A 25,649-nucleotide genomic window follows, 5' to 3' on the forward strand; every position below is an offset into this window, starting at 1 on the left:
TAACCAGGCCAGTCTCAGGGGATAAATCAGAAACGATAACCCGCGGAGAACATAAACACCCACGGATCGAGGCGAGTGCTGATACTTTGCTGTTCACCGCCCGCTTTAAAGCGAACGTCGGTATCAATGTCCATGTACCAGACCGAGGCGTTAATTAACCAGTCACGGTTAATCAGATAATCCAGCCCCACCTGCCCCGCAACACCCCACGAGTCTTTCAGGCTGAGATCGGTAAGCCCGGCTTCTTTACCGGTATCGTTAAATTTCTCGTCGAAGAAGGTGGTGTAGTTCACCCCTGCGCCAATATACGGACGCACCTTACTGTTAGCATCACCAAAGTACCACTGCGCCATCAGTGTTGGCGGTAAATGGTGCACCGTCGCGATATCCCCGGTTGGCCCTAAACCGACGCGATGACGGAATGGCGTTGCTGCCAGAAGCTCAACACCAATGTTCTCCGTCGCCATATACGTAAAGGTCAAACCGAGCTGGGTATTGTTGCTGACGTTAAAACCGCCCATACCCAGTACGCTATCAGAGCCTTCTGTTGGACGCACCGTTGCCGAACCGGCACGAATAAAGAATTCACCTGCTTCATGCGCATACGCGCCGCCAGAGAGACTGCTTAATACAAGGGCTGCCACCGCTAATTTTTTCATATCCGCTCCATCGTTGTGGTTTTAGTCGCGGAGGAGAATATACTCACAAATGAGTAATAAGTGATCTGCTACAGATCACATTAAAACCAGTAAGTTAACATTCATTGATCTGGGTTAATTTTTGGTGACACACCGTAAAGCGATAAGTTGTCGCCAGGTCAATTTCTGGCATTTCGGCGTTACAAAATTTTCTCTTTTCACCCTCTTGCTCTTCCTCTCGCGGCTGGATAATTTAGCGCTCTCACAAGTTGATTTGATGCGTTCTTCTTTTGCAGGTGTGCCATGAGTGATGTTAACCCGTGCATGACGTGCGGAGCCTGTTGTGCGTATTTTCGAGTCTCTTTCTACTGGGCCGAAGCCAACGATGGCGGCGGTACCGTTCCGGTTCATCTCACTGAACCGTTAACGCCTTTTCTGCGCTGCATGAGTGGCACCAACCAAAAACCGTGCCGATGCGCTGCGCTTCAAGGTGAACCTGGGGTGTCCACCCGGTGCTCTATCTACGAGCACCGCCCCAGCCCGTGCCGGGAATTTTCCATGTCAGGTGAGGATGGGCAGGTCAATGAAGCCTGTAATCGTGCCCGTGCGCGCTTTGGATTACCGCCGCTTTACAAAGATATGCTTTTCCATACAAGCCTTGATGCTGCCACGACAGTGTTATCCGGTGTACAATTGCCGGCTAATTAACACCTGCAATACTCAAGGAGAGTGCATGTCTATCACGGCGAAGTCTGTCTACCGTGACACGGGAAACTTTTTCCGCAATCAGTTCTTAACCTTTTTACTGATCGCGTTGCTATGCGCCTTCATTACAGTGGTGCTTGGCCATGCGTTCTCGCCAAGTGACGAACAGATTGCCAGCCTGAGCCAGGGCGACAACCTTGCAGATAGCGTGGGGTTGTTTGAACTGGTACAAAACATGACGCCGGAGCAGCAACAAATCCTGCTGCGGGCTTCCGCTGCTTCGACATTCTCTGGTCTTATCGGCAATGCGATTCTGGCAGGTGGCGTTCTGCTGATGATTCAGCTGGTTTCCGCCGGTCAGCGTGTCAGCGCCCTGCGGGCGATTGGTGCCAGCGCGCCGGTATTACCGAAGCTGTTTATCCTCATCTTTTTAACCACCATGCTGGTGCAGATGGGGATTATGCTGGTCGTCGTGCCGGGTGTATTACTGGCTATCGTGCTCTCCTTCGCGCCGGTAATGGTCGTGCAGGATAAACTGGGGATCTTTACCGCGATGCGCAGCAGCATCCGGCTCGCCTGGGCAAATATACGCCTGGTGGCACCGGCTGTTATCGGCTGGCTGTTGGCGAAAACGCTCCTGCTGCTGTTTGCCCCGAATTTTGCGGTACTCACGCCAAATGTTGGCGCGGTGGTGGCAAATACGCTGAGCAACCTCATTTCAGCGGTACTGCTGGTCTATCTGTTCCGCCTGTATATGTTAATTCGTCAGTAATCCTGTGGCCGGGAACGTCAGCCCGGCCCTACACAGAAGATGGAATCACAGAATGAAGCAGTTTCTTGATTTTTTACCGCTCGTGGTCTTTTTCGCTTTCTACAAGCTGTATGACATTTATGCCGCCACGACTGCACTGATCGTGGCCACAGCGGTTGTGCTGATCTACAGCTGGGTTCGCTACCGTAAAGTTGAAAAAATGGCGCTGGTGACCTTCGTCCTGGTCGCGGTGTTTGGTGGACTAACCCTGTTCTTCCACAACGATGAATTCATCAAATGGAAAGTCACGGTAATTTACGCTCTGTTTGCGGGTGCGTTACTGATTAGCCAGTGGGTGATGAAGAAGCCGCTGATCCAGCGCATGCTGGGCAAAGAGCTGACGCTGCCTCAGGAAGTGTGGTCTCGACTGAATATCGCCTGGGCGATCTTCTTTATTCTCTGTGGTCTTGCCAATATCTATATTGCTTTCTGGCTGCCGCAGAATATCTGGGTCAACTTCAAGGTCTTTGGCCTGACGGCTCTGACGCTCATCTTCACGCTGTTAAGTGGCGTTTATATCTATCGCCACATGCCACAGGACGACCAGCACTGATCGTTCACCGACCAGAACGTGTGCAGCAGGCGTTCTGGTCTATTCTCTCCAGCCTGAAATCATAGTAGCATCCCGCCTGAAGTCTTCAGTTACGAGTTAAAACAATGACAACAAATAACGCCCCTCAGGGCGAACTGGTTTTACGCACACTGGCAATGCCCGCTGACACCAATGCCAATGGCGATATTTTTGGCGGCTGGCTGATGTCGCAAATGGATATGGGCGGCGCTATTCTGGCAAAAGAGATTGCACATGGCCGGGTAGTGACGGTGAGAGTGGATGGCATGACCTTCCTGCGCCCGGTTGCAGTGGGTGATGTGGTTTGCTGTTACGCGCGTTGCGTAAAACGTGGCAATACCTCCATCTCCATTAACATCGAAGTGTGGGTGAAAAAGGTCTCGTCCGAACCCATTGGACAGCGTTATAAAGCGACAGAAGCGCTGTTTATTTATGTGGCCGTGGACAACGAAGGTAAACCCCGACCGCTTCCTCAGGCCTGATTGCCCGGTAAAAAAAAGCCTCCTTGCGGAGGCTTTTTTTATTCCATCTGTGCCCCGCCATTCAGGCGGAAGACAATATTCACGATCAGTCCGTTGCCCGGTTTACCGGCTTCATAACGCCATCTGCGCATCGCCGTTTTCACTTCTCTTTCGAACATATTAGACGGCTGCGCGGACAGTATTTCCACGTTCTCAACACGCCCTTCCGGCGTAACATCAAATTTCACCCGTACACGCCCCTCAATACGTAATGCCTGAGCACGAGCCGGATACTGCGGCTGATTACGGCTGACCGCACGCGGTCCCGCGGGTGCGGTGACTGTCGGTTTGGCTGTCGTCGTGGTGTTATTCATCACCGGACGCGAAGGTGCTGCATTTTCTACCGTCTGCGTGGCGCGGGGTTCAACCGGACGCGTTTCGCGTTTTGGACGTTCTTCTACCTTTTTCACCGGTTTTGGCTTCGGCTTAGGTTTCGGCTTCGGCTCGGGTTTGTGGATCACCACCGGAGCTTCTTTTGGCGGTTCCGGCACCGGTTCAGGTTCGGGTTCCGGTTCGGCGACGGGCTGTGGCGGCGGAGGCGCAACCTGCGGCGGTTCGAGATCCGCTGGCGAGACCATCGTCACAGAAATAGGCTGTGCGGGCGCTGGCATTTCAACAACCTGATGAACCGAGGTATAAAGCAAACCCGCCACGACAGCACCGTGAATAACGACAGAAAGCAACGTCGGCCAGGGAAAGCGGCGAGGTAAATCAAGGGTCATCGAAGTCATAATCATCAACGTTAAAAAACCGAACACTGATTTTAAATGCAAATAGCAATCATATTCAATAAGACACTTTGTCCTGGCGCAATTTAAGCGCAAGAGAGGCCAAAAAAGGCGCATTCAGATCAGGGTTTTAACATTGTTTTTATCTTTACATTGCAGTCAGTTGCCCTTTCACATAACGTTACTGACACTTTTAATGGTTAAGGAGCTTCACCGTGCTTTACGTGATTTACTCTGAAGATGTCGCTGATTCCCTCGAAAAACGCCAGTCCGTTCGCCCTGCCCATCTGGCGCGTTTACAACTGCTCCAGGATGAAGGTCGATTACTGACCGCGGGTCCAATGCCTGCGGTAGACAGCAATGACCCTGGCGCTGCCGGTTTCGCGGGCTCCACGGTGATTGCCGAGTTTGAATCCCTGGAAGCGGCTCAGGCCTGGGCTGATGCAGACCCGTACGTTGCCGCAGGTGTCTATGCGAAGGTGACGGTTCGCCCGTACAAGAAAGTGTTTTGATGCAAAAGTGGCTCCGAAAGGAGCCACTCATCTCTTCAGTGCAGTGACGCTAAGCGCGCCGCAAATCCGACAAACAGCAGCCCAATCAGCCCGTTCCCCAGCTTTGCCAGTTTCTTTTTGGTTTTCAGATAACGCGTGACAAACGCACCAGAGAAGATCAGGAAGCTCATATACATGAAGCTAATCAGCTCCAGCGTGGTCGCGAGGATCAGGAAAGACGTGCCCGTGTTTTTCGCATTCACATCGATGAACTGCACAAAGAACGAGACATAGAACAAAATAGCCTTTGGATTCGTCAGGCTCAGCACCAGCGAGCGTTTCATGATCATGCTCGCAGGCTCGGTTCCGCTCTCATGGGTATTCTTCTGACGGGTGATGACTGACCAGAGCATTTTGCCGCCGAGCCACAGGAGATAGAAAGCACCGAGGTAGCGCACAATATTAAACAGAACCGGGGTCGTCTGAATTAATGCTGCGACGCCCGCCCAGGCCAGAAACATCAGCACTGCATCGCCGATAAATACGCCAGTGGCGGCGAGATACCCTTTTTTAACGCCGTGCCCAATACCGGTTTTCAGTACAAACAATGTGTTCGGTCCAGGCACCAGCACGATAAAAAATGCCCCTACAACATAGGTCCAGAAATTAAGTACACCAAACTCCGCAAACACCTCTCCCTCCTTTTGCTAAAAAACGACGGGAATACCGCTGCAAAAACGATATCCCCAAAATCAGACGCTATTGTACGCCGTTATAGCCATCAAGATAAGTCGCAGCCAGTTCGTTACCAAATAAAACGGCGTCCTTCTCTTCCATTCGAGACGTCCATTTATCCGCGGTATTACCGTCGAAAGCATGCTCCGTTTTCGCCTGTTTCTTCAGTTGATCGCGAATGCTTTGGGCGTACTGGTTTGCCTCAGACAGTGTGCGTCCTGCAGCGCGATCGGTTTTCCCCTGCTCATACAGCTCACGGAACTGAGGGACATTCAGACGATAATTTTGCGATACACTTGACGTAAAATTGCCGCCAGTAAAATTGGTTTTATGCGACACGAAATAATAAGCATGCCTTTCCGGTGACGTTTTACTGCTGGCACAACCGCTCAACACGGCAATCCCAAGAAGGGCAGCAACCACTTTTCCGTTCATCTCTTTTCCTTTTTAGTTTATCCAGTGCGATATCCCGCTGAGCAGTAAATTAATCAACGCGGATAATGACGATAATCCTGCTTTTTCCCTGATCGCATCCAGCGCAAGCAGCACAATAAATACCCAGAGATAAGGATTCATCTTTGAAATGCATAAGATTAAGAGGGCGGAGTATATCGCGGAATGAATCGGGGGAGAGACTGCGAAAAATGATAGCCTGAAAATCAGTGGGCACCTTAACGGTGCCCTGATGGTTCTCAGATAACCTGTGTAGCGAACAGCAACGCGTTACGGTGTCTGGTCATTCCACATTTTCTGATGGCGTGTATACGCATATTGCGGCGGGATTGTGCTTCCAGCCAACGAGCCTTGCGACGACTCACCTGTCGCAACATGCGCCAGCGCCCTACTTCTGTTCTACTGCGCTTCATGTTTACAACTCTTTCTCTAACAGAATCCCCATTATAAACCCAACCCCGCAGCAAACCAGCGCTTTTAACTGGCGTTTTTATTTGCCAGATGATTCCTGATGCGTACACTCATAACAATACGCTTTCAAAAGGATTTTTTTACCTATGACAACCTTCTACACCGTGGTGAGTTGGCTGGTCATTCTGGGATACTGGCTGTTAATCGCGGGTGTGACTTTGCGCATCCTGATGAAGCGCAGAGCCGTACCCTCTGCCATGGCCTGGCTGCTGATAATCTACATCCTGCCGCTGGTGGGGATTATTGCCTATCTCTCTTTCGGTGAGCTTCATCTGGGTAAACGCCGTGCCGAGCGTGCCCGCGCCATGTGGCCTTCAACCGCCAAATGGCTCAACGATCTCAAAGCCTGTAAACATATCTTTGCCGAGGAGAACAGCAGTGTTGCCTCCTCGCTGTTTAAGCTGTGCGAACTCCGTCAGGGTATTGGCGGCGTTAAGGGCAACCAGCTCCAGTTGCTGACCTCCTCGGATGACGTCATGCAGGCCCTCATCCGCGATATTCAACTGGCTCGCCATAATATCGAGATGGTGTTCTATATCTGGCAGCCTGGCGGCATGGCCGATCAGGTTGCTGAATCGCTGATGGCCGCTGCGCGTCGGGGCATTCATTGCCGCCTGTTGCTGGACTCCGCTGGCAGCGTCGCCTTCTTCCGTAGCCCCTGGGCGGGCATGATGCGTAATGCCGGTATTGAAGTGGTTGAGGCGCTGAAGGTCAATCTCTTGCGTGTGTTTCTGCGCCGGATGGACCTTCGCCAGCACCGTAAAATGATCATGATCGACAACTATATAGCCTATACCGGCAGCATGAACATGGTTGACCCGCGGTTCTTCAAGCAGGACTCGGGTGTCGGGCAGTGGGTAGACCTGATGGCGAGAATGGAGGGGCCCATTGCCACCTCGATGGGCATCGTTTATTCCTGCGACTGGGAGATAGAAACCGGGAAACGTATCTTGCCGCCACCACCGGATGGCAATATCATGCCATTTGAAGAGGCCAGCGGGCACACCATCCATACTATCGCTTCCGGACCGGGCTTCCCGGAGGACCTGATCCATCAGGCGTTGCTGACGGCCACTTACGCAGCGCGTGAATATTTGATCATGACCACCCCCTACTTTGTTCCCAGCGATGACCTGCTGCACGCCATCTGTACCGCGGCACAGCGCGGTGTCGATGTGAGTATCATCTTGCCACGCAAAAATGACTCGCTTCTGGTGGGCTGGGCCAGCCGGGCATTCTTCAGTGAACTGCTGGCCGCGGGGGTGAAAATTTACCAGTTTGAAGGCGGATTACTCCACACCAAGAGCGTGCTTGTCGACGGTGAGTTAAGTCTGGTGGGCACGGTTAACCTGGATATGCGCAGTCTGTGGCTGAACTTTGAAATCACACTGGTGATCGATGATGCCGGCTTTGGCGGCGATCTGGCCGCGGTCCAGGATGATTATATCTCCCGCTCGCGACTGCTGGATGCCAGACTGTGGGTTAAACGCCCGCTGTGGCAGAGAATTACCGAACGACTGTTTTACTTCTTTAGTCCGTTGCTGTAAAACGTGCCCAACGATGTTAAACAGGTAGTCATCATGGAAATGGATCTGAACAATCGCCTGACCGAAGACGAAACGCTCGAACAGGCCTATGACATTTTTCTCGAACTGGCGGTTGATAACCTCGATCCCGCAGACGTGATCCTCTTTAATCTCCAGTTTGAAGAGCGCGGGGGCGCCGAGTTGTTCGACCCTTCTGAAGACTGGGCTGAACATGTGGATTTCGACCTTAATCCTGACTTCTTTGCCGAAGTGGTGATTGGCCTGGCCGATGAAGATGGCGGTGAAATTAACGACATCTTCGCCCGCGTCCTGCTGTGTCGCGAGAAAGACCACAAGCTGTGTCATATTCTCTGGCGCGAATAATAAAAAAGGCTGCGATTGCAGCCTTTTTTATTTAATCCGGTAACTCACTTCCGCACTGATTACAAAACCGCGCGCTGTGTTCATGTTCACCCCGGTGACATTTCGGGCATTTTCGTTGCGCCTTACGGTTCTGAAAGGCGCTGCTCATGTGCGTAGTAATGAGCCCTGTCGGGACCGCAATCACCGAATAACCAATCAGAATCAGTACCGAGGCGACAATCCGTCCCAGCGGAGTATGAGGGGCTATATCACCATAGCCAACGGTCGTGACGGTCACAATCGCCCAATAGACAGAAGCATTCAGCGTTGAGAAGCCATTCTTCGGCCCTTCTATCAAATACATCAACGCGCCGAATATCACCATGACGATGGCAATAAATGAATAGAACAGGATCAGCTGATGCCGCGCGCTGACGATGGCACTCCAGAATATCCGCAATGACGGCATAAACCGCAGCAGTTTAAGAATGCGTAACACCCGAATAACGCGCATCGCTCGCCAGGCAAAAACATAGCTCAGACTGATTTCCGGCCATAGCCACATGACATAGAGCGGCAGGATCGTGGCTAAATCAATAAATCCCCAGAAGCTGAAGACATATTTGGCCGGATCAGGCCAACAGAATACCCGCAGGAAATATTCAGCGGTAAAGACCAGCGTAATGACCAGCTCCAGCCAGACAAAAAGATGCCATTCTTCCAGCGTCAGGTGATACTGCGTTCCGACGCCCGATTCGATAAAAATGATCACCACGCTGAGCAGCGCAAACAGCGCGCAGAGGGCTTCAAAACGCCGTCCGGTTACCGTTTCAGGATCGAATAAAAGATGATAGAGCCGCCGACGGACGGAGGTGAATAATCGCGACACATTAACCTCGCAAATAATAAGGGCTGACATCATGTCAGCCCTTGCGATTATAACGGGTCTACTTTCAGGCAGGAAACAGCATGTCGGAAACTGCCCTCCAGAACCGGACGTGTTTTTGCACATTCCGGCCCGGCCATCGGGCATCGCGTACGGAATACACAACCGGACGGAGGGTTAATCGGGGACGGTAATTCACCTTCCAGAAGCTGGATGGTTTTATTTTTTTCCAGATCCGGATCGGGAATCGGTACCGCAGACATCAGTGCCCGGGTATAGGGGTGCAGTGGGTTATGGTACACCTCATCGTAAGTCCCTAATTCCACCGCATGACCCAGATACATCACCAGTACGCGGTCAGAAATGTGTTTCACCACCGCGAGGTCATGCGCAATGAAGATCAGCGACAGCCCCATTTCACGCTGCAGTTTCTGCAGCAGGTTAACCACCTGCGCCTGAATAGAGACGTCCAGCGCCGAGACGGGCTCGTCACAGATAATCAGCTTCGGCTCAAGGATCAAGGCGCGGGCGATACCGATACGCTGGCACTGACCACCGGAGAATTCGTGCGGGTAACGGTTGACGAGGTTAGGCAACAAGCCCACTTTCATCATCATTGCCTTCACACGGTCGCGTACTTCCTGACGCGGCATCTTCGGATGATAGGTCCGCAGTGGCTCAGCAATGATCTCCCCGATGGTCATACGCGGGTTCAATGAGGCCAGCGGATCCTGGAAAATCATCTGGATGTCGCTACGCACATCGCGCCACTCGTCTGGCTTCATGCCCAGCAGATCTTTACCCAGCCAGGCAACTTTGCCGTCGGTGGCTTTCACGAGGCCTATGATGGCACGCGCAAACGTGGATTTACCGCAACCGGACTCACCCACCACCCCCAGGGTTTCCCCTTCATACAGACGAAGCGTTACGCCATCGACCGCTTTCAGGGTTTTCGGCGGCTGCCAGAACCACTGTTTTCCGTCTTTAATGTCGAAATGCACCTTAAGGTCAGCAATTTCGAGCAGGACATTTCTTTTTTCATCTAATGCGTTCATACCAGATCCTCCTGCGGCTTAAAGCAGGCGCGCAGTCGGCCTGGTGCAAACTCTTCCAGCGGCGGCGCGGTATTGCAGATTTCCATCGCGTGCGGGCAGCGTGGCTGGAACGGACAGCCTTTCGGCAGACGCAGCAGGTTTGGCGGGTTGCCAGGGATGGTCAGCAGGGATTCCCCTTCTGCATCGAGGCGCGGCACCGCATTCAGCAGACCAATGGAGTAAGGGTGTGCAGGCTGGTAGAACACGTCGCGCGCCTTACCATATTCCATGGTGCGACCGGCATACATCACCAGTACCTTGTCACAGATACCGGCCACTACGCCCAGATCGTGAGTGATCATGATAATCGCGGTGTTGAACTCACGCTTAAGCTCGTTCAGCAGCGTCATGATCTGTGCCTGGACGGTCACATCAAGCGCGGTGGTCGGTTCATCGGCAATCAGCAGTTTTGGCCGGCACATTAGCGCCATCGCAATCATGACACGCTGACGCATACCGCCGGAGAACTCATGCGGGAACATGCGCATACGCTTGCGCGCTTCCGGCATTTTCACCGCGTCGAGCATTTTGACGGACTCCTCAAAGGCTTCCGCTTTGCCCAGGCCTTTGTGCAGCATCAGCACTTCCATCAGCTGCTCGCCGACACGCATATACGGGTTCAGCGAGGTCATCGGGTCCTGGAATATCATCGAAATCTGCTCAGCGCGCAGCTTGTTCAGCTCGTATTCCGGCAGGTTGAGGATCTCACGCCCGTTGAATTTGGCGGAACCGCCAATGACACCGTTAGACGCCAGCAGCCCCATCAACGCAAAGGCGGTTTGGGATTTACCGGAACCCGACTCGCCCACGATCCCCAGCGTTTCACCCGCACGCAGGTTGAAGTTGAGATCGTTCACGGCGGTCACATCGCCATCCGGCGTTTTAAAGGTCACGCGGAGGTCTTTTACGTCCAGCAGAAGGTTACCCTGCTGTTGCGCCTGTGGCGCAGTGGCCGTTTCAATAATCGTCATGACGGCGCTCCTTAACGGTCTTTCGGGTCGAGGGCATCACGCAGGCCATCGCCGATAAAGTTGAAACAAAACAGGGTGACGACCAGGAAGCCCGCCGGGTACAGAAGCAACCACGGTGAGACTTCCATTGAGTTTGCACCATCACTCAGAAGCGCGCCCCAGCTGCTCAGTGGCTCTTGTGTACCCAGACCCAGGAAGCTCAGGAAAGATTCAAACAGGATCATGCTTGGTACCAGCAGCGAGGCATATACCACCACCACGCCGAGCACGTTAGGAACGATATGGCGAACCACAATATTACCGGTGGAGACACCGCCCACCTGCGCCGCTTCGATAAACTCTTTACGCTTAAGACTCAGCGTCTGACCACGAACGATTCGCGCCATATCCAGCCAGGACACCATCCCGATTGCCACGAAGATCAACAGGATATTCTGGCCAAAGAAGGTCACCAGCAGGATAACGAAGAACATGAACGGGAAGGAGTTTAAGATTTCCAGCATACGCATCATGACGGAGTCCACTTTACCGCCAAGGTAGCCTGAGAGTGAGCCGTAAAGCGTACCCACGATCACCGCCACCAGGGCGGCAGCAATACCGACCATCAGCGAAATGCGGCCACCGATAGCGACACGCACCAGCAGGTCGCGCCCTGAGGAATCCGTACCAAAATAGTGCCCGGACGTCATATCGGGTGCGCTGGACATCATGCCCCAGTCGGTGTCGAAATAGGTAAATTGCGACAGAATCGGCGCCAGGGTGACAAACAGCGCGATGAGCACCAGAACAACCAGGCTGGCGACCGCGGCGCGGTTATGCATAAAGCGACGACGGGCGTCTTGCCAGAGGCTACGACCTTCTACTTCCAGTTTTTCACTGAAGTTTTCCAGCGCCTCGCTGTTTTTCTTACTCAACATCATGGCGTGCTCCAGTATCAGTAACGGATTTTCGGGTCGATAACGGCATACAGCACATCGACGATAGCGTTAAACAAAATGGTCAGTGCGCCGACAAGGATTGTCAGGCTCAGTACCAGTGAATAGTCGCGGTTCAGCGCGCCATTAACGAACAGCTGACCAATGCCCGGCAGACCGTAGATGGTTTCGATAACCATTGAGCCGGTGATGATCCCAACGAATGCCGGCCCCAGGTAGGAGAGCACGGGCAGGAGCGCAGGCTTGAGTGCATGGCGGAATATAATCCGGCGCATCGGCAGCCCTTTCGCACGCGCGGTGCGGATGAAGTTCGAGTGCAGCACTTCAATCATGGAACCGCGGGTGATACGCGCGATACTGGCGATATAAGCCAGGGAGAGTGCCACCATTGGCAAAATCATGAACTTCAGCGCCCCACCGTTCCAGCCGCCTCCGGGCAGCCATTTCAGCGTAATGGCAAATATCATCACCAGTAATGGCGCGACAACGAAGCTGGGTATAACCACCCCGGTCATCGCCACCCCCATTACGGTATAATCCCATTTGGTATTTTGTTTGAGCGCGGCAATAACGCCCGCGGTGACGCCGAGAACGACGGCAAGGATGAATGCCGCAGCACCCAGTTTCGCCGAGACAGGGAAGCTGGACGCCACCAGGTCGTTAACGGAATAGTCTTTGTATTTGAATGACGGCCCAAAATCACCGTGCGCCAGTTGCTTCAGATAGTTGAAGTACTGCGTGGAGATAGGATCGTTTAAATGATACTTCGCTTCGATATTGGCCATCACTTCCGGTGGCAGCGTACGTTCACCGGTAAATGGACTTCCCGGCGCGAGACGCATCATAAAGAAGGAAATCGTAATTAGAATAAATAACGTTGGTATCGCTTCTAAGCAGCGACGCAGGATAAATTTCAACATTGCCCGTACCTTCTGGCGTGTGCCTGATGAATGTTACAAAGTAGACACAGTGGGGCAAGCCAGGCCTGCCCCACGTATTGCCATTAATGCTTGATAATATAAAGATTCTTAACGGAAATATTATCCAACGGGTCTTTACCGGTATAACCCCCTACCCACGGTTTCACCAGGCGGGCGTTAACGTAGTAATAGACCGGTACAATTGCAGAGTCTTTATCGAGCTGCTCTTCTGATTTCGCGTACAGATCAGCGCGCTGCGCATCGTCTGTGACTTTCAGCGTATCAGTAATGATCTTATCGAATGCCGGGCTCTTATAGTGCGCGGTGTTATTCGAACTGTCACTCAGCATGGTGTTCAGGAAGGATGTTGGTTCGTTATAGTCCGCACACCAGCCAGCACGAGCCACGTCGAACGTCCCCTGATGGCGGGTATCCAGGAAGGTTTTCCACTCCTGGTTTTCCAGCTTCACGTTCACGCCCAGGTTTTTCTTCCAGATAGACGCGACGGCGATAGCCAGTTTTTTATGCAGGTCAGACGTGTTGTACAGCAGGTTAAACGTCAGCGGCTTGTCAGCAGTATAACCGGCTTCAGCCAGCAGTTTTTTCGCTTCTTCGTTACGTTTTTCCTGTGACCACTTGAACCACTCAGGCTCAACCAGTTTCATACCGTCGGTATAAGGAGGGGTATAGCTGTATGCCGGCAGGTCGCCCTGGTTTTTCACTTTGTTCACGATAATATCGCGATCCAGTGCCAGCTTCAGCGCTGTACGCACGCGCACATCAGTGAATGGTGCTTTCTGGTTGTTGATTTCGTAGTAGTAAGTGCAGAGATACGGATCAACATGCACTTCTTTCGGGATCTCTTTTTTCAGCTTCTGGAACAGTTCAATCGGCATGTTGTTATAGGTCATGTCGATTTCGCCGCTGCGGTAACGGTTAACGTCAGTAACTTCAGAAGAGATTGGCAGGTAGGTTACCTGATTAATGACGGTTTTCGCGTTATCCCAGTACTGCGGGTTACGCTCCAGAACCATACGTTCGTTGACCACCCAGTCTTTCAGTTTATAAGCACCGTTGGTCACGATATTGGCAGGCTGGGTCCATTTTTCACCAAATTTTTCCACCGCGGATTTTGGTACCGGGGAAACGGACGGGTGAACCAGTAATTTGTAGAAGTACGGAACAGGCTCGCTCAACGTCACTTCAAAGGTATTGGCATCAATCGCTTTCACACCCAGGTCGGTGACCGGTTTTTTACCGGCGATGATGTCATCAATATTGGCGATGTGGCCATATTGCAGGTAGCTCGCATACGGAGAGGCGGTGGTTGGATTCGCCAGACGCTGCCAGCTATACACGAAATCTTCGGCGGTAACCGGCGTACCGTCGGACCATTTCGCATCTTTACGCAGATGGAAGGTCCAGACTTTGAAATCTTTATTTTCCCATTTTTCCGCCACACCCGGTGCCGGGTGGCCGTCTACGTCGGTCACCAGCAAGCCTTCGAACAGGTCGCGGTTGACGTTAGACTCCGGAACACCTTCAATTTTGTGCGGGTCAAGAGACTGAACTTCCGCACCGTTGTTACGAACCAGCGTCTGTTTCTCAGCCAGTTGAACGCCTGCAGGAACGTCCGCAGCCATTGCAGCGTTGCCCGCGATTAGCGCAGTTAAAATCCCCGCCGCTACCAGATTTTTTTTTGTGATGATGGACATTGTGTTGGTACTCCACTCATTATAATTACTGGCCTTCGCCAGCTGTGTAATCCCCTGTTGGGGCCTGTACAGCGCAGGAGTTTTTTTTGCTGCTGTCAGGTTCTTCTTTTTACTTCTTGCTATCACCGACTTTTTTATTACTGACCGCTCGTATGGCCGTCTTGCGTCGATTCTTCACAGGTCTCCCCTGTCTGAGGCCTGCGCTGGATATCTGAGAAGAGGACTATATGAAAATAATTCTCATCTGCTTGTTTTATGCTGCAAAATATTAGGCCGGAAAGTATCAAATGGCGTAAACGCGCGCCAATACATTTTGCAAATTTGTTAAGCAATTCTCTTTTACGGTGAGTGCCGTATCTCGGGGGGCAGCCCTGCCTGACATCAAATACCGCATAAAAACATTGGTATTCAATATGATAGAGAAAACATTCTCTACGAGCGCGTCGCTGCGCTATCATCGAGTGGTTTTGTACAAAAATTTAACAACTGATTATTATTTAGCACATTCCTCTAGGGGAACGTTGAAATTACTAATATCATTTCGGTTATGACTCAGCAAGCCCCAGAGTATCATGTGAGTAAAATAACAGATCGATTGAAGGTTTTATGCGCAGAGAGGCACGAGGTAAATTGATAACTTATTGAAATATAAGAAAAGCGGATTATTAGTAGAATTTATTATGATATGTGAGCATTTCAACTTTAGTTATATGATTTGCTGATAATCACGTAAAAAAACGGAGCCTCAGGCCCCGTTCTTTCATTTGAAATATTAGTGCAGTAAGCCGGGGAAAATGCTTTTAATACCGGTGACAATAAATTCGATGCCTAACGCCATCAACAACAGGCCCATAATACGCGTAATGACGTTGATGCCCGTTTGCCCCAGCCAGCGCACCAGCCAGGGTGCCATGCGGAAAACACCCCAACAACACAGTGCGAAGATAGCGATGGCGACAGAAAAGCCAATCAGGTGCATCAGGCTATGGTAACGTGTCCCCCAGACAATGGTGGAACTGATCGCCCCCGGCCCTGCCATTAAAGGCAACGCAAGCGGGACCACGCCGATACTTTCGCGAATGGCGGTTTCTGATTTCTCCTGTTTGTTCTGCTTATCCTCACCCAGCTTACCGCTGATCATCGACATGGCAATGGTCACCACCAGGATGCCGCCCGCGATGCGGAAAGAATCAATTGAAATGCCGAACAGCTGGAGAATGGCATCACCCAGGAAAAGCGAGGTGAGCAAGATAATGGCCACTGACAGGTTAGCGGTGAGGTTGGTTTTGTTCCTGGCCGCCGCCGTCTGGTAACTGGTCATACTAATGAAGACAGGGATGATCCCTACCGGGTTGACCAGGGCAAACAGACCAATAAAAAATTTAAAATACGTTGGAAAATCAAAGAGCGTTTGGATCACGTTTTGCTCCGCTTATGCACATGCCCGGGACTGACACTTTGTCATGAAAAATCGCGCTGAAGATACGCTTTTTATGAGCATACTTCACCAGAAATCTGTGCCTAAACGTTATCCTTTCAGGATGTTAAACAGATGTAGAATCAGTGATAGCATCACTTCCAATAGTTACTTAATTATTTAACACTGGAAATATCTACAATAAATAACCCTGCTGAAAGGTATCAGCTTGGGGAAAAATTGACGCAGATCATGATTTTCGTACTCAGAAGTGAGTAATCTTGATTACGCCCCCCAGGAAGGTCACCTGTCACAAAGGGATGATGTTAAGGTAAGGCTCTTTTAGTAAGTTAGCGCGCCAGAGCATAAAGTAACTCTTTGTTTTACTTTATCTAACGCAAGTCGTAGTGGCTCTGTCTATACTGTCAGACGTATCGAGCGCTGGTTTACTAAAAGAGTTTAAACATTATCAGGAGAGCATTATGGCTGTTACTAATATCGCTGAACTGAACGCACTCGTCGAGCGCGTGAAAAAAGCCCAGCGTGAATACGCCAATTTCACCCAAGAACAGGTTGATAAAATCTTCCGCGCGGCCGCTCTGGCTGCTGCAGATGCTCGAATCCCTCTCGCTAAAATGGCCGTTGCTGAATCCGGCATGGGTATCGTTGAAGATAAAGTGATCAAAAACCACTTTGCTTCAGAGTATATCTATAACGCCTATAAAGATGAGAAGACTTGCGGCGTCCTGGCTGAAGATCATACCTTCGGTACCATCACCATTGCTGAACCTATCGGTATTATTTGCGGTATCGTTCCAACGACTAACCCAACGTCTACTGCCATCTTCAAATCGCTGATCAGCCTGAAGACCCGTAACGCAATCATCTTCTCCCCTCACCCACGTGCTAAAGATGCCACCAACAAAGCAGCGGATATCGTGCTGCAGGCTGCTATCGCTGCAGGTGCGCCAAAAGATCTGATCGGCTGGATCGACCAACCGTCTGTTGAACTGTCTAACGCCCTGATGCACCACCCGGACATTAACCTGATCCTGGCAACCGGTGGTCCTGGCATGGTTAAAGCAGCATACAGCTCCGGTAAACCGGCTATCGGTGTAGGTGCGGGTAACACGCCTGTTGTTATCGACGAAACGGCCGATATTAAACGTGCTGTTGCATCTGTACTGATGTCTAAAACCTTCGACAACGGTGTTATCTGTGCGTCTGAACAGTCCGTTGTTGTTGTAGATTCCGTCTATGATGCGGTTCGCGAACGTTTCGCCAGCCACGGCGGCTACATGCTGCAGGGCAAAGAGCTGAAAGCCGTTCAGGATATCATTCTGAAAAACGGCGCGCTGAACGCCGCCATCGTTGGTCAGCCAGCCTATAAAATCGCTGAACTCGCCGGCTTTACCGTTCCGGCAACCACCAAGATTCTGATCGGCGAAGTTAAAGTTGTCGACGAAAGCGAACCGTTCGCTCACGAAAAACTCTCGCCTACGCTTGCTATGTACCGTGCGAAAGATTTCGAAGACGCGGTAGTAAAAGCGGAGAAACTGGTTGCAATGGGGGGTATCGGTCATACCTCTTGCCTGTACACCGACCAGGATAACCAGCCAGAGCGCGTTGCTCACTTCGGTCAGATGATGAAAACTGCGCGCATCCTGATTAACACCCCGGCTTCTCAGGGTGGTATCGGTGACCTGTACAACTTCAAACTCGCACCTTCCCTGACTCTGGGTTGTGGTTCCTGGGGTGGTAACTCCATCTCTGAAAACGTTGGTCCAAAACACCTGATCAACAAGAAAACCGTTGCTAAGCGAGCTGAAAACATGTTGTGGCACAAACTTCCGAAATCTATCTACTTCCGCCGTGGCTCTCTGCCAATCGCGCTGGATGAAGTGATTACTGATGGCCACAAACGTGCGCTCATCGTGACTGACCGTTTCCTGTTCAACAACGGCTACGCAGATCAGATCACTTCTGTTCTGAAAGCGGCTGGCGTTGAAACTGAAGTGTTCTTTGAAGTTGAAGCTGACCCAACCCTGACCGTAGTACGTAAAGGTGCTGAACTGGCGAACTCCTTCAAACCCGATGTGATCATCGCACTGGGTGGTGGTTCCCCAATGGACGCCGCGAAAATCATGTGGGTTATGTACGAGCACCCAGAAACACACTTCGAAGAACTGGCGCTGCGCTTTATGGACATCCGTAAACGTATCTACAAGTTCCCGAAAATGGGCGTAAAAGCGAAAATGATCGCCGTTACTACCACTTCCGGTACAGGTTCAGAAGTCACGCCGTTTGCCGTTGTAACCGACGATGCAACCGGTCAGAAATACCCACTGGCTGACTACGCGCTGACGCCAGACATGGCTATCGTTGATGCCAACCTGGTCATGGAAATGCCGAAATCACTCTGTGCGTTCGGTGGTCTGGATGCCGTGACTCACGCCCTGGAAGCTTACGTTTCCGTACTGGCTTCTGAGTTCTCTGACGGCCAGGCTCTGCAGGCTCTGAAACTGCTGAAAGAAAACCTGCCAGCGTCTTATAATGAAGGGTCTAAAAACCCGGTTGCCCGTGAACGTGTTCACAGTGCAGCAACCATCGCCGGTATCGCGTTTGCTAACGCCTTCCTGGGTGTTTGCCACTCAATGGCACACAAACTGGGTTCACAGTTCCACATTCCTCACGGTCTGGCGAACGCCCTGTTGATCAGCAACGTTATCCGTTATAACGCGAACGACAACCCAACCAAGCAGACTGCTTTCAGCCAGTACGACCGTCCACAGGCACGTCGTCGTTACGCTGAAATTGCAGACCACCTGGGTCTGAGCGCACCGGGCGACCGTACTGCGGCGAAGATTGAGAAACTGCTGGCATGGCTGGAAAGCCTTAAAGCTGAGCTGGGTATTCCTAAATCTATCCGTGAAGCGGGCGTTCAGGAAGCTGACTTCCTCGCGCATGTTGATAAGCTGTCTGAAGATGCATTCGATGACCAGTGTACCGGCGCCAACCCGCGCTACCCGCTGATCTCTGAGCTGAAACAGATCCTGCTGGATACCTTCTACGGCCGCGAGTTCAAAGAAAATGACACTGTTGCTGTGAAAGTAGACGCACCTGTCATTAAAGCTGACAAGAAAGCGAAGAAAAACGCGTAACTGACAGCCTGATAAAAAACCCGCCTCTGGCGGGTTTTTTTATGTCTGCATTTTACTGTGAAGGATTATTTGCGGTTGTCAGGCTGAAGCGCCGTCAGTGAGCCGACAATCAACGCTTCCTTATAATGCTTACGGCACACCGATACGTAGCGCTCATTGCCTCCTATGACCACCTGCTCGCCATCAGCATAGGGTTTTCCGGCCTGGTCGAGGCGAAGCACCATGCTGGCTTTACGGCCGCAAAAACAGATGGTTTTAAGTTCAACGAGTTTATCCGACCACGCAAGTAAATACTGGCTGCCGGCAAATAGCTCACCACGAAAGTCAGTGCGCAACCCATAGCACAGAACGGGAATATCAAGCTCATCGACAACCTCTGAAAGCGCATGAACTTGCTCACGCGTCAGAAACTGGCTTTCATCAACCAGAACACAATGGATGGGCTGTGAAGCATGCGCTGTGCGGATATCCTCCAGCAGGTCAGTTTGCGGGTTAAACAGCCTCGCAGGCGATGAGAGGCCTATTCTGGAACTCACCTTCCCTGCACCAAAGCGGTCGTCAATTTCAGCCGTATAAACAACGGTACGCATCCCACGTTCCTGGTAATTGTATGAGGATTGCAGTAGCGCTGTCGATTTCCCGGCATTCATTGCCGAATAGTAGAAATAAAGTTGTGCCATTGGCCGTAAAACCCTAATCAATGTGTAATATTACCGATGATTCATTGTACCATATTTTGTCTGGTTATCAGCGATACGACGCACAGACTATGCGGTTCAGCGCGAGGTTTACCGCCGGCATTTTGCAAAAATACTGCGTTAAAACATGAAGTAAACGCATCCACCCCAGCCAATATGTTATAGGGCCAGCCAAACATAACACTTCATTTTATAGTGGAATCATCGTTCATTAAAATTCACTATTTATTAACTATTTCTGCCTTAGCATACCCGGTGTAAACTAATACAAAAGGCTGATATTTATCCGCCGCAACTATAATTCCTGAGGCAAATGTCACAAAAAAAAGATGCAATCGACTGCGTTAAGCCACTTTACGTGATAACAAGCGAGACTGGCGGGTTATGAAATTTAAGTTAGCGTAATTAATAATAGCGGCAATATTCACTATTTTTTGAATTCCTTACATTCCCAGCTATTGCACAACTGAATTTATCGCTCTATTATTAGGACAACAAACCACCCCCCATTATAAGTTTGAGATTACTACAATGAGCGAAGCACTTAAAATTCTGAACAACATCCGTACTCTTCGTGCGCAGGCAAGAGAATGTACCCTCGAAACGCTTGAAGAAATGCTGGAAAAATTAGAAGTTGTAGTTAATGAACGTCGCGAAGAAGAAAGCGCTGCTGCTGCTGAAATCGAAGAGCGTACTCGTAAACTGCAGCAATATCGTGAAATGCTGATTGCTGATGGTATCGATCCAAATGAATTGCTGAACAGCATGGCTGCAGCTAAAACCGGTACCAAAGCAAAACGCGCTGCTCGTCCTGCTAAATATAGCTATGTTGACGAGAACGGCGAAACTAAAACCTGGACCGGCCAGGGTCGTACTCCTGCTGTTATCAAGAAAGCAATGGACGAGCAAGGTAAACAGCTGGATGACTTCCTGATCAAGGATTAATCATCTCGCTTCCAGAAAAATCCCGCGTAATGCGGGATTTTTTTTACCCGCAATTTACCGCAAACATCCCCTTACACTCTGTCATAAAGCGTTATTTGGCTATTTAGCTTACCTTACAATCGGACGTGATGACGGCGTGTTATGGGCATAAAAAAACCGGTGGGCAGAGCCTCACCGGTTCAGATCAAATGAAGCCTGAGTTATTTCTTAATACCCGCGCTCTCTTTGAGCCAGGCTTTAAATTCTTCACCGAGCGTATTGTGGCGAATGCCATATTCTACAAACGCCTGCATATAACCGAGCTTATTACCGCAGTCATGGCTCTTACCTTTCATATGGTAAGCTTCAACGGTCTCTTTCTCGATCAGCATATCAATGGCATCGGTAAGCTGGATTTCATCACCCGCTCCTGGAGGCGTTTTCGCCAGCAGAGGCCAGATTTCAGCACTCAGGACATAACGACCTACAACCGCCAGATTAGAAGGCGCTACGTCGGCCTTAGGCTTCTCAACCACGCCAATCATCGGCACGCTCTCACCCGGTTCAAGGTTAACGCCTTTGCAGTCAACAACACCGTAAGCGGTAACGTCATCCACAGGTTCAACCATGATCTGGCTGCTGCCTGTTTCATCGAAGCGTTTGATCATCTCAGCCAGATTGTCCTGAGAAAGATCTGATTCATATTCGTCCAGAATAACGTCAGGCAGGATCACCGCAACAGGCTCATCACCTACAACGGGATGCGCACACATGACTGCGTGACCCAGACCTTTAGCCAGACCCTGACGTACCTGCATAATGGTGACGTGTGGCGGGCAAATAGACTGAACTTCTTCCAGCAGCTGGCGCTTAACACGTTTTTCCAGCATGGCTTCGAGTTCAAAACTTGTATCGAAATGGTTTTCGATAGAGTTTTTTGATGAATGTGTAACCAGCACAATTTCAGTAATGCCGGCCGCGATACATTCGTTAACGACATACTGAATTAATGGCTTATCAACCAGAGGCAGCATCTCTTTAGGAATCGCCTTAGTTGCTGGTAACATCCTGGTCCCCAATCCCGCTACCGGGATGACGGCCTTTCTGACTTTCGAATTTAGGGCAGCCATTCAAATTCTCCTGAGCTGTTCAAGTTTTGAACTTTTATGCAATAAATAACGCGTTAAGTATATCAGCCTCATCCCGCAGTCCGGGTCTGAAAAGAACGCGTTGCCGATCAATTAGGACAAATACGCATGATTCCGGGCAGCGATAGTAGCACTCCCCATAAATCACAGGTAAAGCAATCTTAAAATTAAGATCCAACTGCTTATTCCGTGGACAACATTAAGCGTAGCCGTCCCCCGGCACCCCAAATTTGGCACTGCCAGGAGGAACAACGATGGCTAATTTGATTAAGATAAGCCGTACCCAATGTTCCAAGCGGTACACCGTTACTGACCTGAATATGATGTTCCCCGGTATTCAGCGAGGCATTAAGCCCCGCAGAAACGAGGATAAGATTTTTCAAACCGCTGTGGTAATAACCTACCAACAGCGGAAACTGTCCGGGTAAATTGGCCTGACGGAAAAGCTGGTTTACCTGTTTGAGTAAACTGCCTAACTCGGGAAGCCGCTGTCCCTGATGGGAGAGTTGTTCCTGCAGCAACCCGTTAAATAGCGCACGAAGTAATAACGCGGCTAATACACCATTATCCCCTGCCCGGGTGACATCAAGACAATAAAATGCAAGGTCTGAATCCGATAATGGCGCAATATCGAGCACCAGCCCTGGCTGGTCAGCGGCCACCAGCTGGCGATAATTCACACGACAGTGAGAAATATTTTGTTGTACCGGCGGTTGAAGTTCTTGCAACAGTTTCGCCGCCGCAGGGGGATTACTCACTAAGGCGTCCCAGTCCTGGAAAAGGCGTTCCTCTTCCTCAACCCGGGAATTAAACATATTGGGATAAAGACAGGCTAAGACGGTTTCACGAAGCCGGTTAAGATCTTTAACCGGTTTAAGCAGAATATCCTGAACCCCCAGACGCAAGGCTTTGGCTATATCCGCCATGTTCTCTGTGGCGGAAATCACCAGTATCGGCATCTGGTTGGCTTCATTGCGCAGATGTTCGACCAGCTTCAGTCCATTCATCCGTGGCATTTCAAGGTCACAAATCATCAGATCAGGCGTGATATTGACCATTTTTTCCAGCGCGTCGATGCCATCGTCAGCCAGTGAAGTGTTTGCCCCCAGTGATGATAACCACGAATCCAGTAGCGATCGGAAAACGGGCTCGTCTTCAACAATCAAAATGTGTTTTCCGGCCAATGGCTTCGTCATGGTTCCTCCCCTGGCTGACAGTAACTACATAGTGGCATGCTATCGGCACTGTCGCCTGTCAGATTTTGCTGAAGTAGTCAAAAAAAGGTGCTTAACGTGCTGTTCGCACAAAAGGCAGCAACTCATCTATTTTCTTTTCGACGGCTAACGAGCCCGCTGCGATGGCGGCCTCAGCCCGATGGAAATCAAGGGTAGAAATTTGCGGACAATACGGCTGAAGCAGAATATCCGGCGGGTCGCCAGCCATGCGGTTGCGCTTGAGGCGGTTCTCCAGGACCTGGATTGAGGTCGTCATAATTTCAATCGCCGTGGGTGCCGTTACCGCACGCCGGGCGGCCATGCGCCCGAGACGTCCGCGCAGACGCTCATGCCAGGCCAGTTTTTCGCCCTCGGCATCTTCACTCTGAAGATTGACTGGCATCAGGTCTTGTTGCATCAGATGAGCGTCGTGCTGTAAATCCACAGCAATAACGATATCGGCACCCATAGCGCGGGTCAGGGAAATGGGGACCGGGTTAACAACGCCTCCGTCGACAAGCCAGTAACCGTTGTGCGGAACAGGGGCCATTAAGCCCGGCATGCTGCAGGACGCGCGAACGGCAAGATGGATATCCCCTTCGGTAAGCCAGAGTTCGCGGCCGGTACTGAGGTTCGTCGCAACGGCACCGAAGGGTAACTGACAATGACTGAAGTCATCGAGAGGCATAATCTGACGGAACTGGTTAAAGACCCGTTCACCGCGCAGCAACCCACCGCGCTGCCACGAGAGATCCATCAGGCGCAATACGTCCCAGTAACTGAAGGAGCGTACCCAGGTTTCAAGTTCCGGAAGCTTTCCGCACGCGTATGCGGACCCCACAAGCGATCCGATTGAACACCCTGCAACAATATCAACGTCAATGCCCATCTGCTTTAAGGCATTTATCACGCCGATGTGCGACCATCCCCGGGCTGCACCTGAGCCCAGCGCCAGTCCAATTTTAACCTTTCTCATTAGCCCTGTTTTACGTCCCCTGGATTCCTGACATAGCATCAACGCAACTGCTCAGTTAACATGGTGCTACCCGAAGCGTTTAACGCCCTTATTTTTTGTTCCAGGAAGAGAATCGTGTCTCAACTCTGCCCTTGTGGTAGCGCTCTGGAGTATAGCCTATGTTGCCAGCGATATCTGTCTGGCGATCAGGTTGCACCAGACCCGTCACACCTCATGCGTTCACGGTATACTGCTTTTGTGATCAAAGACGCAGACTACCTGATTAAAACCTGGCACCCGTCCTGCCACGCTGCCGATTTCAGACAGGATATTGAAGCCGGGTTTGCTAATACCCAATGGCTCGGCCTTACCGTCTATGAATCGTCAACGGAAAGTGATGCTGATGAAGGTTATGTCAGCTTCGTTGCCCGCTTTATCGAACGCAATAAGCCCGGTGTCATTATCGAACGTTCCCGGTTCTTAAAGGAAAGCGGGCAATGGTATTATATTGACGGAACGCGCCCACAGTTTGGTCGTAACGATCCCTGCCCTTGTGGTTCAGGTAAAAAATTTAAAAAGTGTTGCGGGCAGTAATGCCTGACAACCCAGACTTCGCAAATACTCAAACAGGATTTCCCGGCGATGCAATCACTACAACGTAAAGTTCTGCGCACCATCTGTCCCGATCAAAAAGGGCTGATCGCACGAATTACCAACATTTGTTACAAGCATGAACTGAATATCGTGCAGAACAACGAGTTCGTTGACCACCGTACCGGACGCTTCTTTATGCGTACCGAACTCGAAGGGATTTTCAACGACACCACCCTGCTTGCCGATCTCGACAGCGCGCTGCCTGAAGGCTCCGTGCGTGAACTGACCCCCGCTGGCCGTCGTCGCGTGGTTATTCTTGTGACGAAAGAAGCCCACTGTCTTGGCGATCTGTTGATGAAAGCAAACTACGGTGGCCTTGATGTTGAAATCGCTGCCGTTATCGGTAACCACGAGACGCTGCGCACGCTGGTTGAACGTTTTGATATTCCGTTTGAGCTGGTCAGCCATGAAGGCCATACCCGTGAAGAACATGACAACCTGATGGCCAATGCTATCGAAGCGCATAACCCGGATTACGTGGTACTGGCGAAATACATGCGTGTGCTGACCCCATCCTTCGTGGCGCGTTTCCCGAACAAGATCATCAACATCCATCACTCATTCCTGCCAGCCTTTATCGGTGCACGTCCTTATCACCAGGCGTACGAACGCGGTGTGAAAATCATCGGCGCCACCGCGCACTACGTGAATGACAACCTGGACGAAGGCCCAATCATTATGCAGGACGTGATTCACGTGGATCACACCTATACCGCAGAAGATATGATGCGCGCCGGGCGTGACGTAGAGAAGAACGTACTCAGTCGTGCGCTCTATCAGGTGCTTGCGCAACGTGTGTTCGTTTACGGTAACAGAACGATTATTCTTTAATCGACAAGAAAATGAACTGGTTAGCTTTACAGCTTAACGCGTAAAATTCAGGCAACCAGTTTATTTTTATTGTGGTAACGCTTTACAGGGGCGTCTCATTTGATATGATGCGC

Annotated in this window: 28 protein-coding genes; 11 read left to right on the forward strand and 17 right to left on the reverse strand. The window is 51.0% G+C overall.

Annotation, left to right across the window (positions count from 1 at the left end; translation table 11 throughout):
- Positions 1 to 26: 26 nt before the first annotated feature.
- Positions 27 to 659: an outer membrane protein OmpW gene (ompW, locus tag ACN9MQ_RS12505; RefSeq protein WP_014170432.1), complete on the reverse strand. Its 633-nt coding sequence runs from the start codon at positions 657 to 659 to the stop codon at positions 27 to 29.
- 282 nt (positions 660 to 941) lie between these two features.
- Here ompW and ACN9MQ_RS12510 point away from each other — a divergent pair, with 282 nt between their 5' ends.
- The 4 genes from ACN9MQ_RS12510 (at position 942) to yciA (ending at position 3,207) form a co-directional block, all read left to right on the forward strand.
- Positions 942 to 1,346 (forward strand): YkgJ family cysteine cluster protein, encoded by a 405-nt coding sequence (locus ACN9MQ_RS12510; protein ID WP_346589110.1) that lies wholly within the window; start codon positions 942 to 944, stop codon positions 1,344 to 1,346.
- 25 nt (positions 1,347 to 1,371) lie between these two features.
- The gene (locus ACN9MQ_RS12515) at positions 1,372 to 2,115 is read left to right on the forward strand and encodes a YciC family protein (protein ID WP_020882388.1); all 744 of its coding nucleotides are present in this window, start codon (positions 1,372 to 1,374) and stop codon (positions 2,113 to 2,115) included.
- 52 nt (positions 2,116 to 2,167) lie between these two features.
- Complete coding sequence (locus ACN9MQ_RS12520) at positions 2,168 to 2,707, forward strand: septation protein A (RefSeq protein WP_020882387.1); 540 nt, start codon at positions 2,168 to 2,170, stop codon at positions 2,705 to 2,707.
- Positions 2,708 to 2,811: 104 nt separating this feature from the next.
- Entirely contained in the window at positions 2,812 to 3,207 is a 396-nt protein-coding gene (yciA, locus tag ACN9MQ_RS12525) for an acyl-CoA thioester hydrolase YciA (RefSeq protein WP_014170435.1), read from the forward strand.
- Between the two features lie 38 nt (positions 3,208 to 3,245).
- On the opposite strand, the gene tonB is transcribed toward yciA, so the two are convergent.
- Positions 3,246 to 3,968, reverse strand: coding sequence for a TonB system transport protein TonB (tonB, locus tag ACN9MQ_RS12530; RefSeq protein ID WP_025203933.1), 723 nt, complete (start codon positions 3,966 to 3,968; stop codon positions 3,246 to 3,248).
- A gap of 221 nt (positions 3,969 to 4,189) precedes the next feature.
- Here tonB and ACN9MQ_RS12535 point away from each other — a divergent pair, with 221 nt between their 5' ends.
- Complete coding sequence (locus ACN9MQ_RS12535; RefSeq protein WP_014170437.1) at positions 4,190 to 4,486, forward strand: YciI family protein; 297 nt, start codon at positions 4,190 to 4,192, stop codon at positions 4,484 to 4,486.
- A 35-nt stretch (positions 4,487 to 4,521) separates the two neighbouring features.
- Here the strand turns inward: ACN9MQ_RS12535 and leuE are convergent, their stop codons facing one another.
- The 4 genes from leuE to ACN9MQ_RS12555 form a co-directional block, all read right to left on the reverse strand.
- On the reverse strand, positions 4,522 to 5,157 hold the full coding sequence (gene leuE, locus ACN9MQ_RS12540) for a leucine efflux protein LeuE (protein ID WP_020882385.1): 636 nt from the start codon (positions 5,155 to 5,157) through the stop codon (positions 4,522 to 4,524).
- 67 nt (positions 5,158 to 5,224) lie between these two features.
- A complete protein-coding gene (locus tag ACN9MQ_RS12545; RefSeq protein WP_426021008.1) occupies positions 5,225 to 5,635 on the reverse strand; it encodes an Exc2 family lipoprotein in 411 nt (136 codons plus the stop codon).
- Positions 5,636 to 5,647: 12 nt separating this feature from the next.
- Positions 5,648 to 5,776 (reverse strand): KPN_01571 family protein, encoded by a 129-nt coding sequence (locus tag ACN9MQ_RS12550; protein ID WP_223399121.1) that lies wholly within the window; start codon positions 5,774 to 5,776, stop codon positions 5,648 to 5,650.
- A 116-nt stretch (positions 5,777 to 5,892) separates the two neighbouring features.
- Positions 5,893 to 6,066: a YciY family protein gene (locus ACN9MQ_RS12555; RefSeq protein ID WP_086463573.1), complete on the reverse strand. Its 174-nt coding sequence runs from the start codon at positions 6,064 to 6,066 to the stop codon at positions 5,893 to 5,895.
- Between the two features lie 144 nt (positions 6,067 to 6,210).
- Between ACN9MQ_RS12555 and cls the strand changes: the two genes are divergently transcribed.
- Together cls and ACN9MQ_RS12565 are read left to right on the forward strand one after the other, a co-directional pair.
- Positions 6,211 to 7,671 carry a cardiolipin synthase gene (cls, locus tag ACN9MQ_RS12560; RefSeq protein ID WP_014170441.1) on the forward strand — a complete coding sequence of 487 codons (1,461 nt, stop codon included), beginning with the start codon at positions 6,211 to 6,213 and terminating at the stop codon, positions 7,669 to 7,671.
- A 33-nt stretch (positions 7,672 to 7,704) separates the two neighbouring features.
- Entirely contained in the window at positions 7,705 to 8,034 is a 330-nt protein-coding gene (locus ACN9MQ_RS12565; RefSeq protein WP_006810881.1) for an HI1450 family dsDNA-mimic protein, read from the forward strand.
- 31 nt (positions 8,035 to 8,065) lie between these two features.
- Here ACN9MQ_RS12565 and ACN9MQ_RS12570 read toward each other — a convergent pair whose 3' ends face one another.
- The 7 genes from ACN9MQ_RS12570 to ACN9MQ_RS12600 all read right to left on the reverse strand — a co-directional run bounded on the left by ACN9MQ_RS12570 (position 8,066) and on the right by ACN9MQ_RS12600 (position 15,954).
- Complete coding sequence (locus tag ACN9MQ_RS12570) at positions 8,066 to 8,935, reverse strand: ion transporter (RefSeq protein ID WP_041162688.1); 870 nt, start codon at positions 8,933 to 8,935, stop codon at positions 8,066 to 8,068.
- 14 nt (positions 8,936 to 8,949) lie between these two features.
- Positions 8,950 to 9,954, reverse strand: a complete 1,005-nt coding sequence (gene oppF, locus ACN9MQ_RS12575; protein WP_014170444.1) for a murein tripeptide/oligopeptide ABC transporter ATP-binding protein OppF — start codon at positions 9,952 to 9,954, stop codon at positions 8,950 to 8,952.
- Positions 9,951 to 10,964, reverse strand: a complete 1,014-nt coding sequence (locus ACN9MQ_RS12580) for an ABC transporter ATP-binding protein (RefSeq protein WP_014170445.1) — start codon at positions 10,962 to 10,964, stop codon at positions 9,951 to 9,953. The genes oppF and ACN9MQ_RS12580 overlap by 4 nt, the downstream gene beginning before the upstream one ends.
- An 11-nt stretch (positions 10,965 to 10,975) precedes the next feature.
- Positions 10,976 to 11,884, reverse strand: a complete 909-nt coding sequence (oppC, locus tag ACN9MQ_RS12585; protein WP_014170446.1) for an oligopeptide ABC transporter permease OppC — start codon at positions 11,882 to 11,884, stop codon at positions 10,976 to 10,978.
- 14 nt (positions 11,885 to 11,898) lie between these two features.
- The gene (gene oppB / locus ACN9MQ_RS12590; RefSeq protein ID WP_014170447.1) at positions 11,899 to 12,819 is read right to left on the reverse strand and encodes an oligopeptide ABC transporter permease OppB; all 921 of its coding nucleotides are present in this window, start codon (positions 12,817 to 12,819) and stop codon (positions 11,899 to 11,901) included.
- Between the two features lie 83 nt (positions 12,820 to 12,902).
- Positions 12,903 to 14,534 carry an oligopeptide ABC transporter substrate-binding protein OppA gene (gene oppA, locus ACN9MQ_RS12595; protein WP_020882381.1) on the reverse strand — a complete coding sequence of 544 codons (1,632 nt, stop codon included), beginning with the start codon at positions 14,532 to 14,534 and terminating at the stop codon, positions 12,903 to 12,905.
- A gap of 772 nt (positions 14,535 to 15,306) precedes the next feature.
- Entirely contained in the window at positions 15,307 to 15,954 is a 648-nt protein-coding gene (locus ACN9MQ_RS12600) for a YchE family NAAT transporter (protein WP_014170449.1), read from the reverse strand.
- Between the two features lie 479 nt (positions 15,955 to 16,433).
- On the opposite strand from ACN9MQ_RS12600, the gene adhE reads away from it, so the two are divergent.
- Positions 16,434 to 19,112 carry a bifunctional acetaldehyde-CoA/alcohol dehydrogenase gene (gene adhE / locus ACN9MQ_RS12605; protein ID WP_025203929.1) on the forward strand — a complete coding sequence of 893 codons (2,679 nt, stop codon included), beginning with the start codon at positions 16,434 to 16,436 and terminating at the stop codon, positions 19,110 to 19,112.
- Between the two features lie 65 nt (positions 19,113 to 19,177).
- Here the strand turns inward: adhE and tdk are convergent, their stop codons facing one another.
- On the reverse strand, positions 19,178 to 19,792 hold the full coding sequence (gene tdk, locus ACN9MQ_RS12610; protein ID WP_025203928.1) for a thymidine kinase: 615 nt from the start codon (positions 19,790 to 19,792) through the stop codon (positions 19,178 to 19,180).
- A gap of 549 nt (positions 19,793 to 20,341) precedes the next feature.
- Here tdk and hns point away from each other — a divergent pair.
- Positions 20,342 to 20,755 (forward strand): histone-like nucleoid-structuring protein H-NS, encoded by a 414-nt coding sequence (gene hns / locus ACN9MQ_RS12615; RefSeq protein WP_008502781.1) that lies wholly within the window; start codon positions 20,342 to 20,344, stop codon positions 20,753 to 20,755.
- Positions 20,756 to 20,955: 200 nt separating this feature from the next.
- On the opposite strand, the gene galU is transcribed toward hns, so the two are convergent.
- The 3 genes from galU to rssA form a co-directional block, all read right to left on the reverse strand.
- Complete coding sequence (gene galU / locus ACN9MQ_RS12620) at positions 20,956 to 21,864, reverse strand: UTP--glucose-1-phosphate uridylyltransferase GalU (RefSeq protein WP_014170452.1); 909 nt, start codon at positions 21,862 to 21,864, stop codon at positions 20,956 to 20,958.
- A gap of 200 nt (positions 21,865 to 22,064) precedes the next feature.
- Positions 22,065 to 23,078, reverse strand: coding sequence for a two-component system response regulator RssB (rssB, locus tag ACN9MQ_RS12625; RefSeq protein ID WP_014170453.1), 1,014 nt, complete (start codon positions 23,076 to 23,078; stop codon positions 22,065 to 22,067).
- A 91-nt stretch (positions 23,079 to 23,169) separates the two neighbouring features.
- On the reverse strand, positions 23,170 to 24,072 hold the full coding sequence (rssA, locus tag ACN9MQ_RS12630) for a patatin-like phospholipase RssA (protein WP_032669742.1): 903 nt from the start codon (positions 24,070 to 24,072) through the stop codon (positions 23,170 to 23,172).
- 114 nt (positions 24,073 to 24,186) lie between these two features.
- Between rssA and ACN9MQ_RS12635 the strand changes: the two genes are divergently transcribed.
- Together ACN9MQ_RS12635 and purU are read left to right on the forward strand one after the other, a co-directional pair.
- On the forward strand, positions 24,187 to 24,645 hold the full coding sequence (locus tag ACN9MQ_RS12635) for a YchJ family protein (RefSeq protein WP_426021007.1): 459 nt from the start codon (positions 24,187 to 24,189) through the stop codon (positions 24,643 to 24,645).
- 48 nt (positions 24,646 to 24,693) lie between these two features.
- Positions 24,694 to 25,536, forward strand: coding sequence for a formyltetrahydrofolate deformylase (gene purU, locus ACN9MQ_RS12640; protein ID WP_014170456.1), 843 nt, complete (start codon positions 24,694 to 24,696; stop codon positions 25,534 to 25,536).
- Positions 25,537 to 25,649 lie beyond the last annotated feature (113 nt).

Origin of the sequence: Enterobacter sp. R-25, from assembly GCF_049913205.1 — a bacterium.
Taxonomy (GTDB): domain Bacteria; phylum Pseudomonadota; class Gammaproteobacteria; order Enterobacterales; family Enterobacteriaceae; genus Enterobacter; species Enterobacter ludwigii.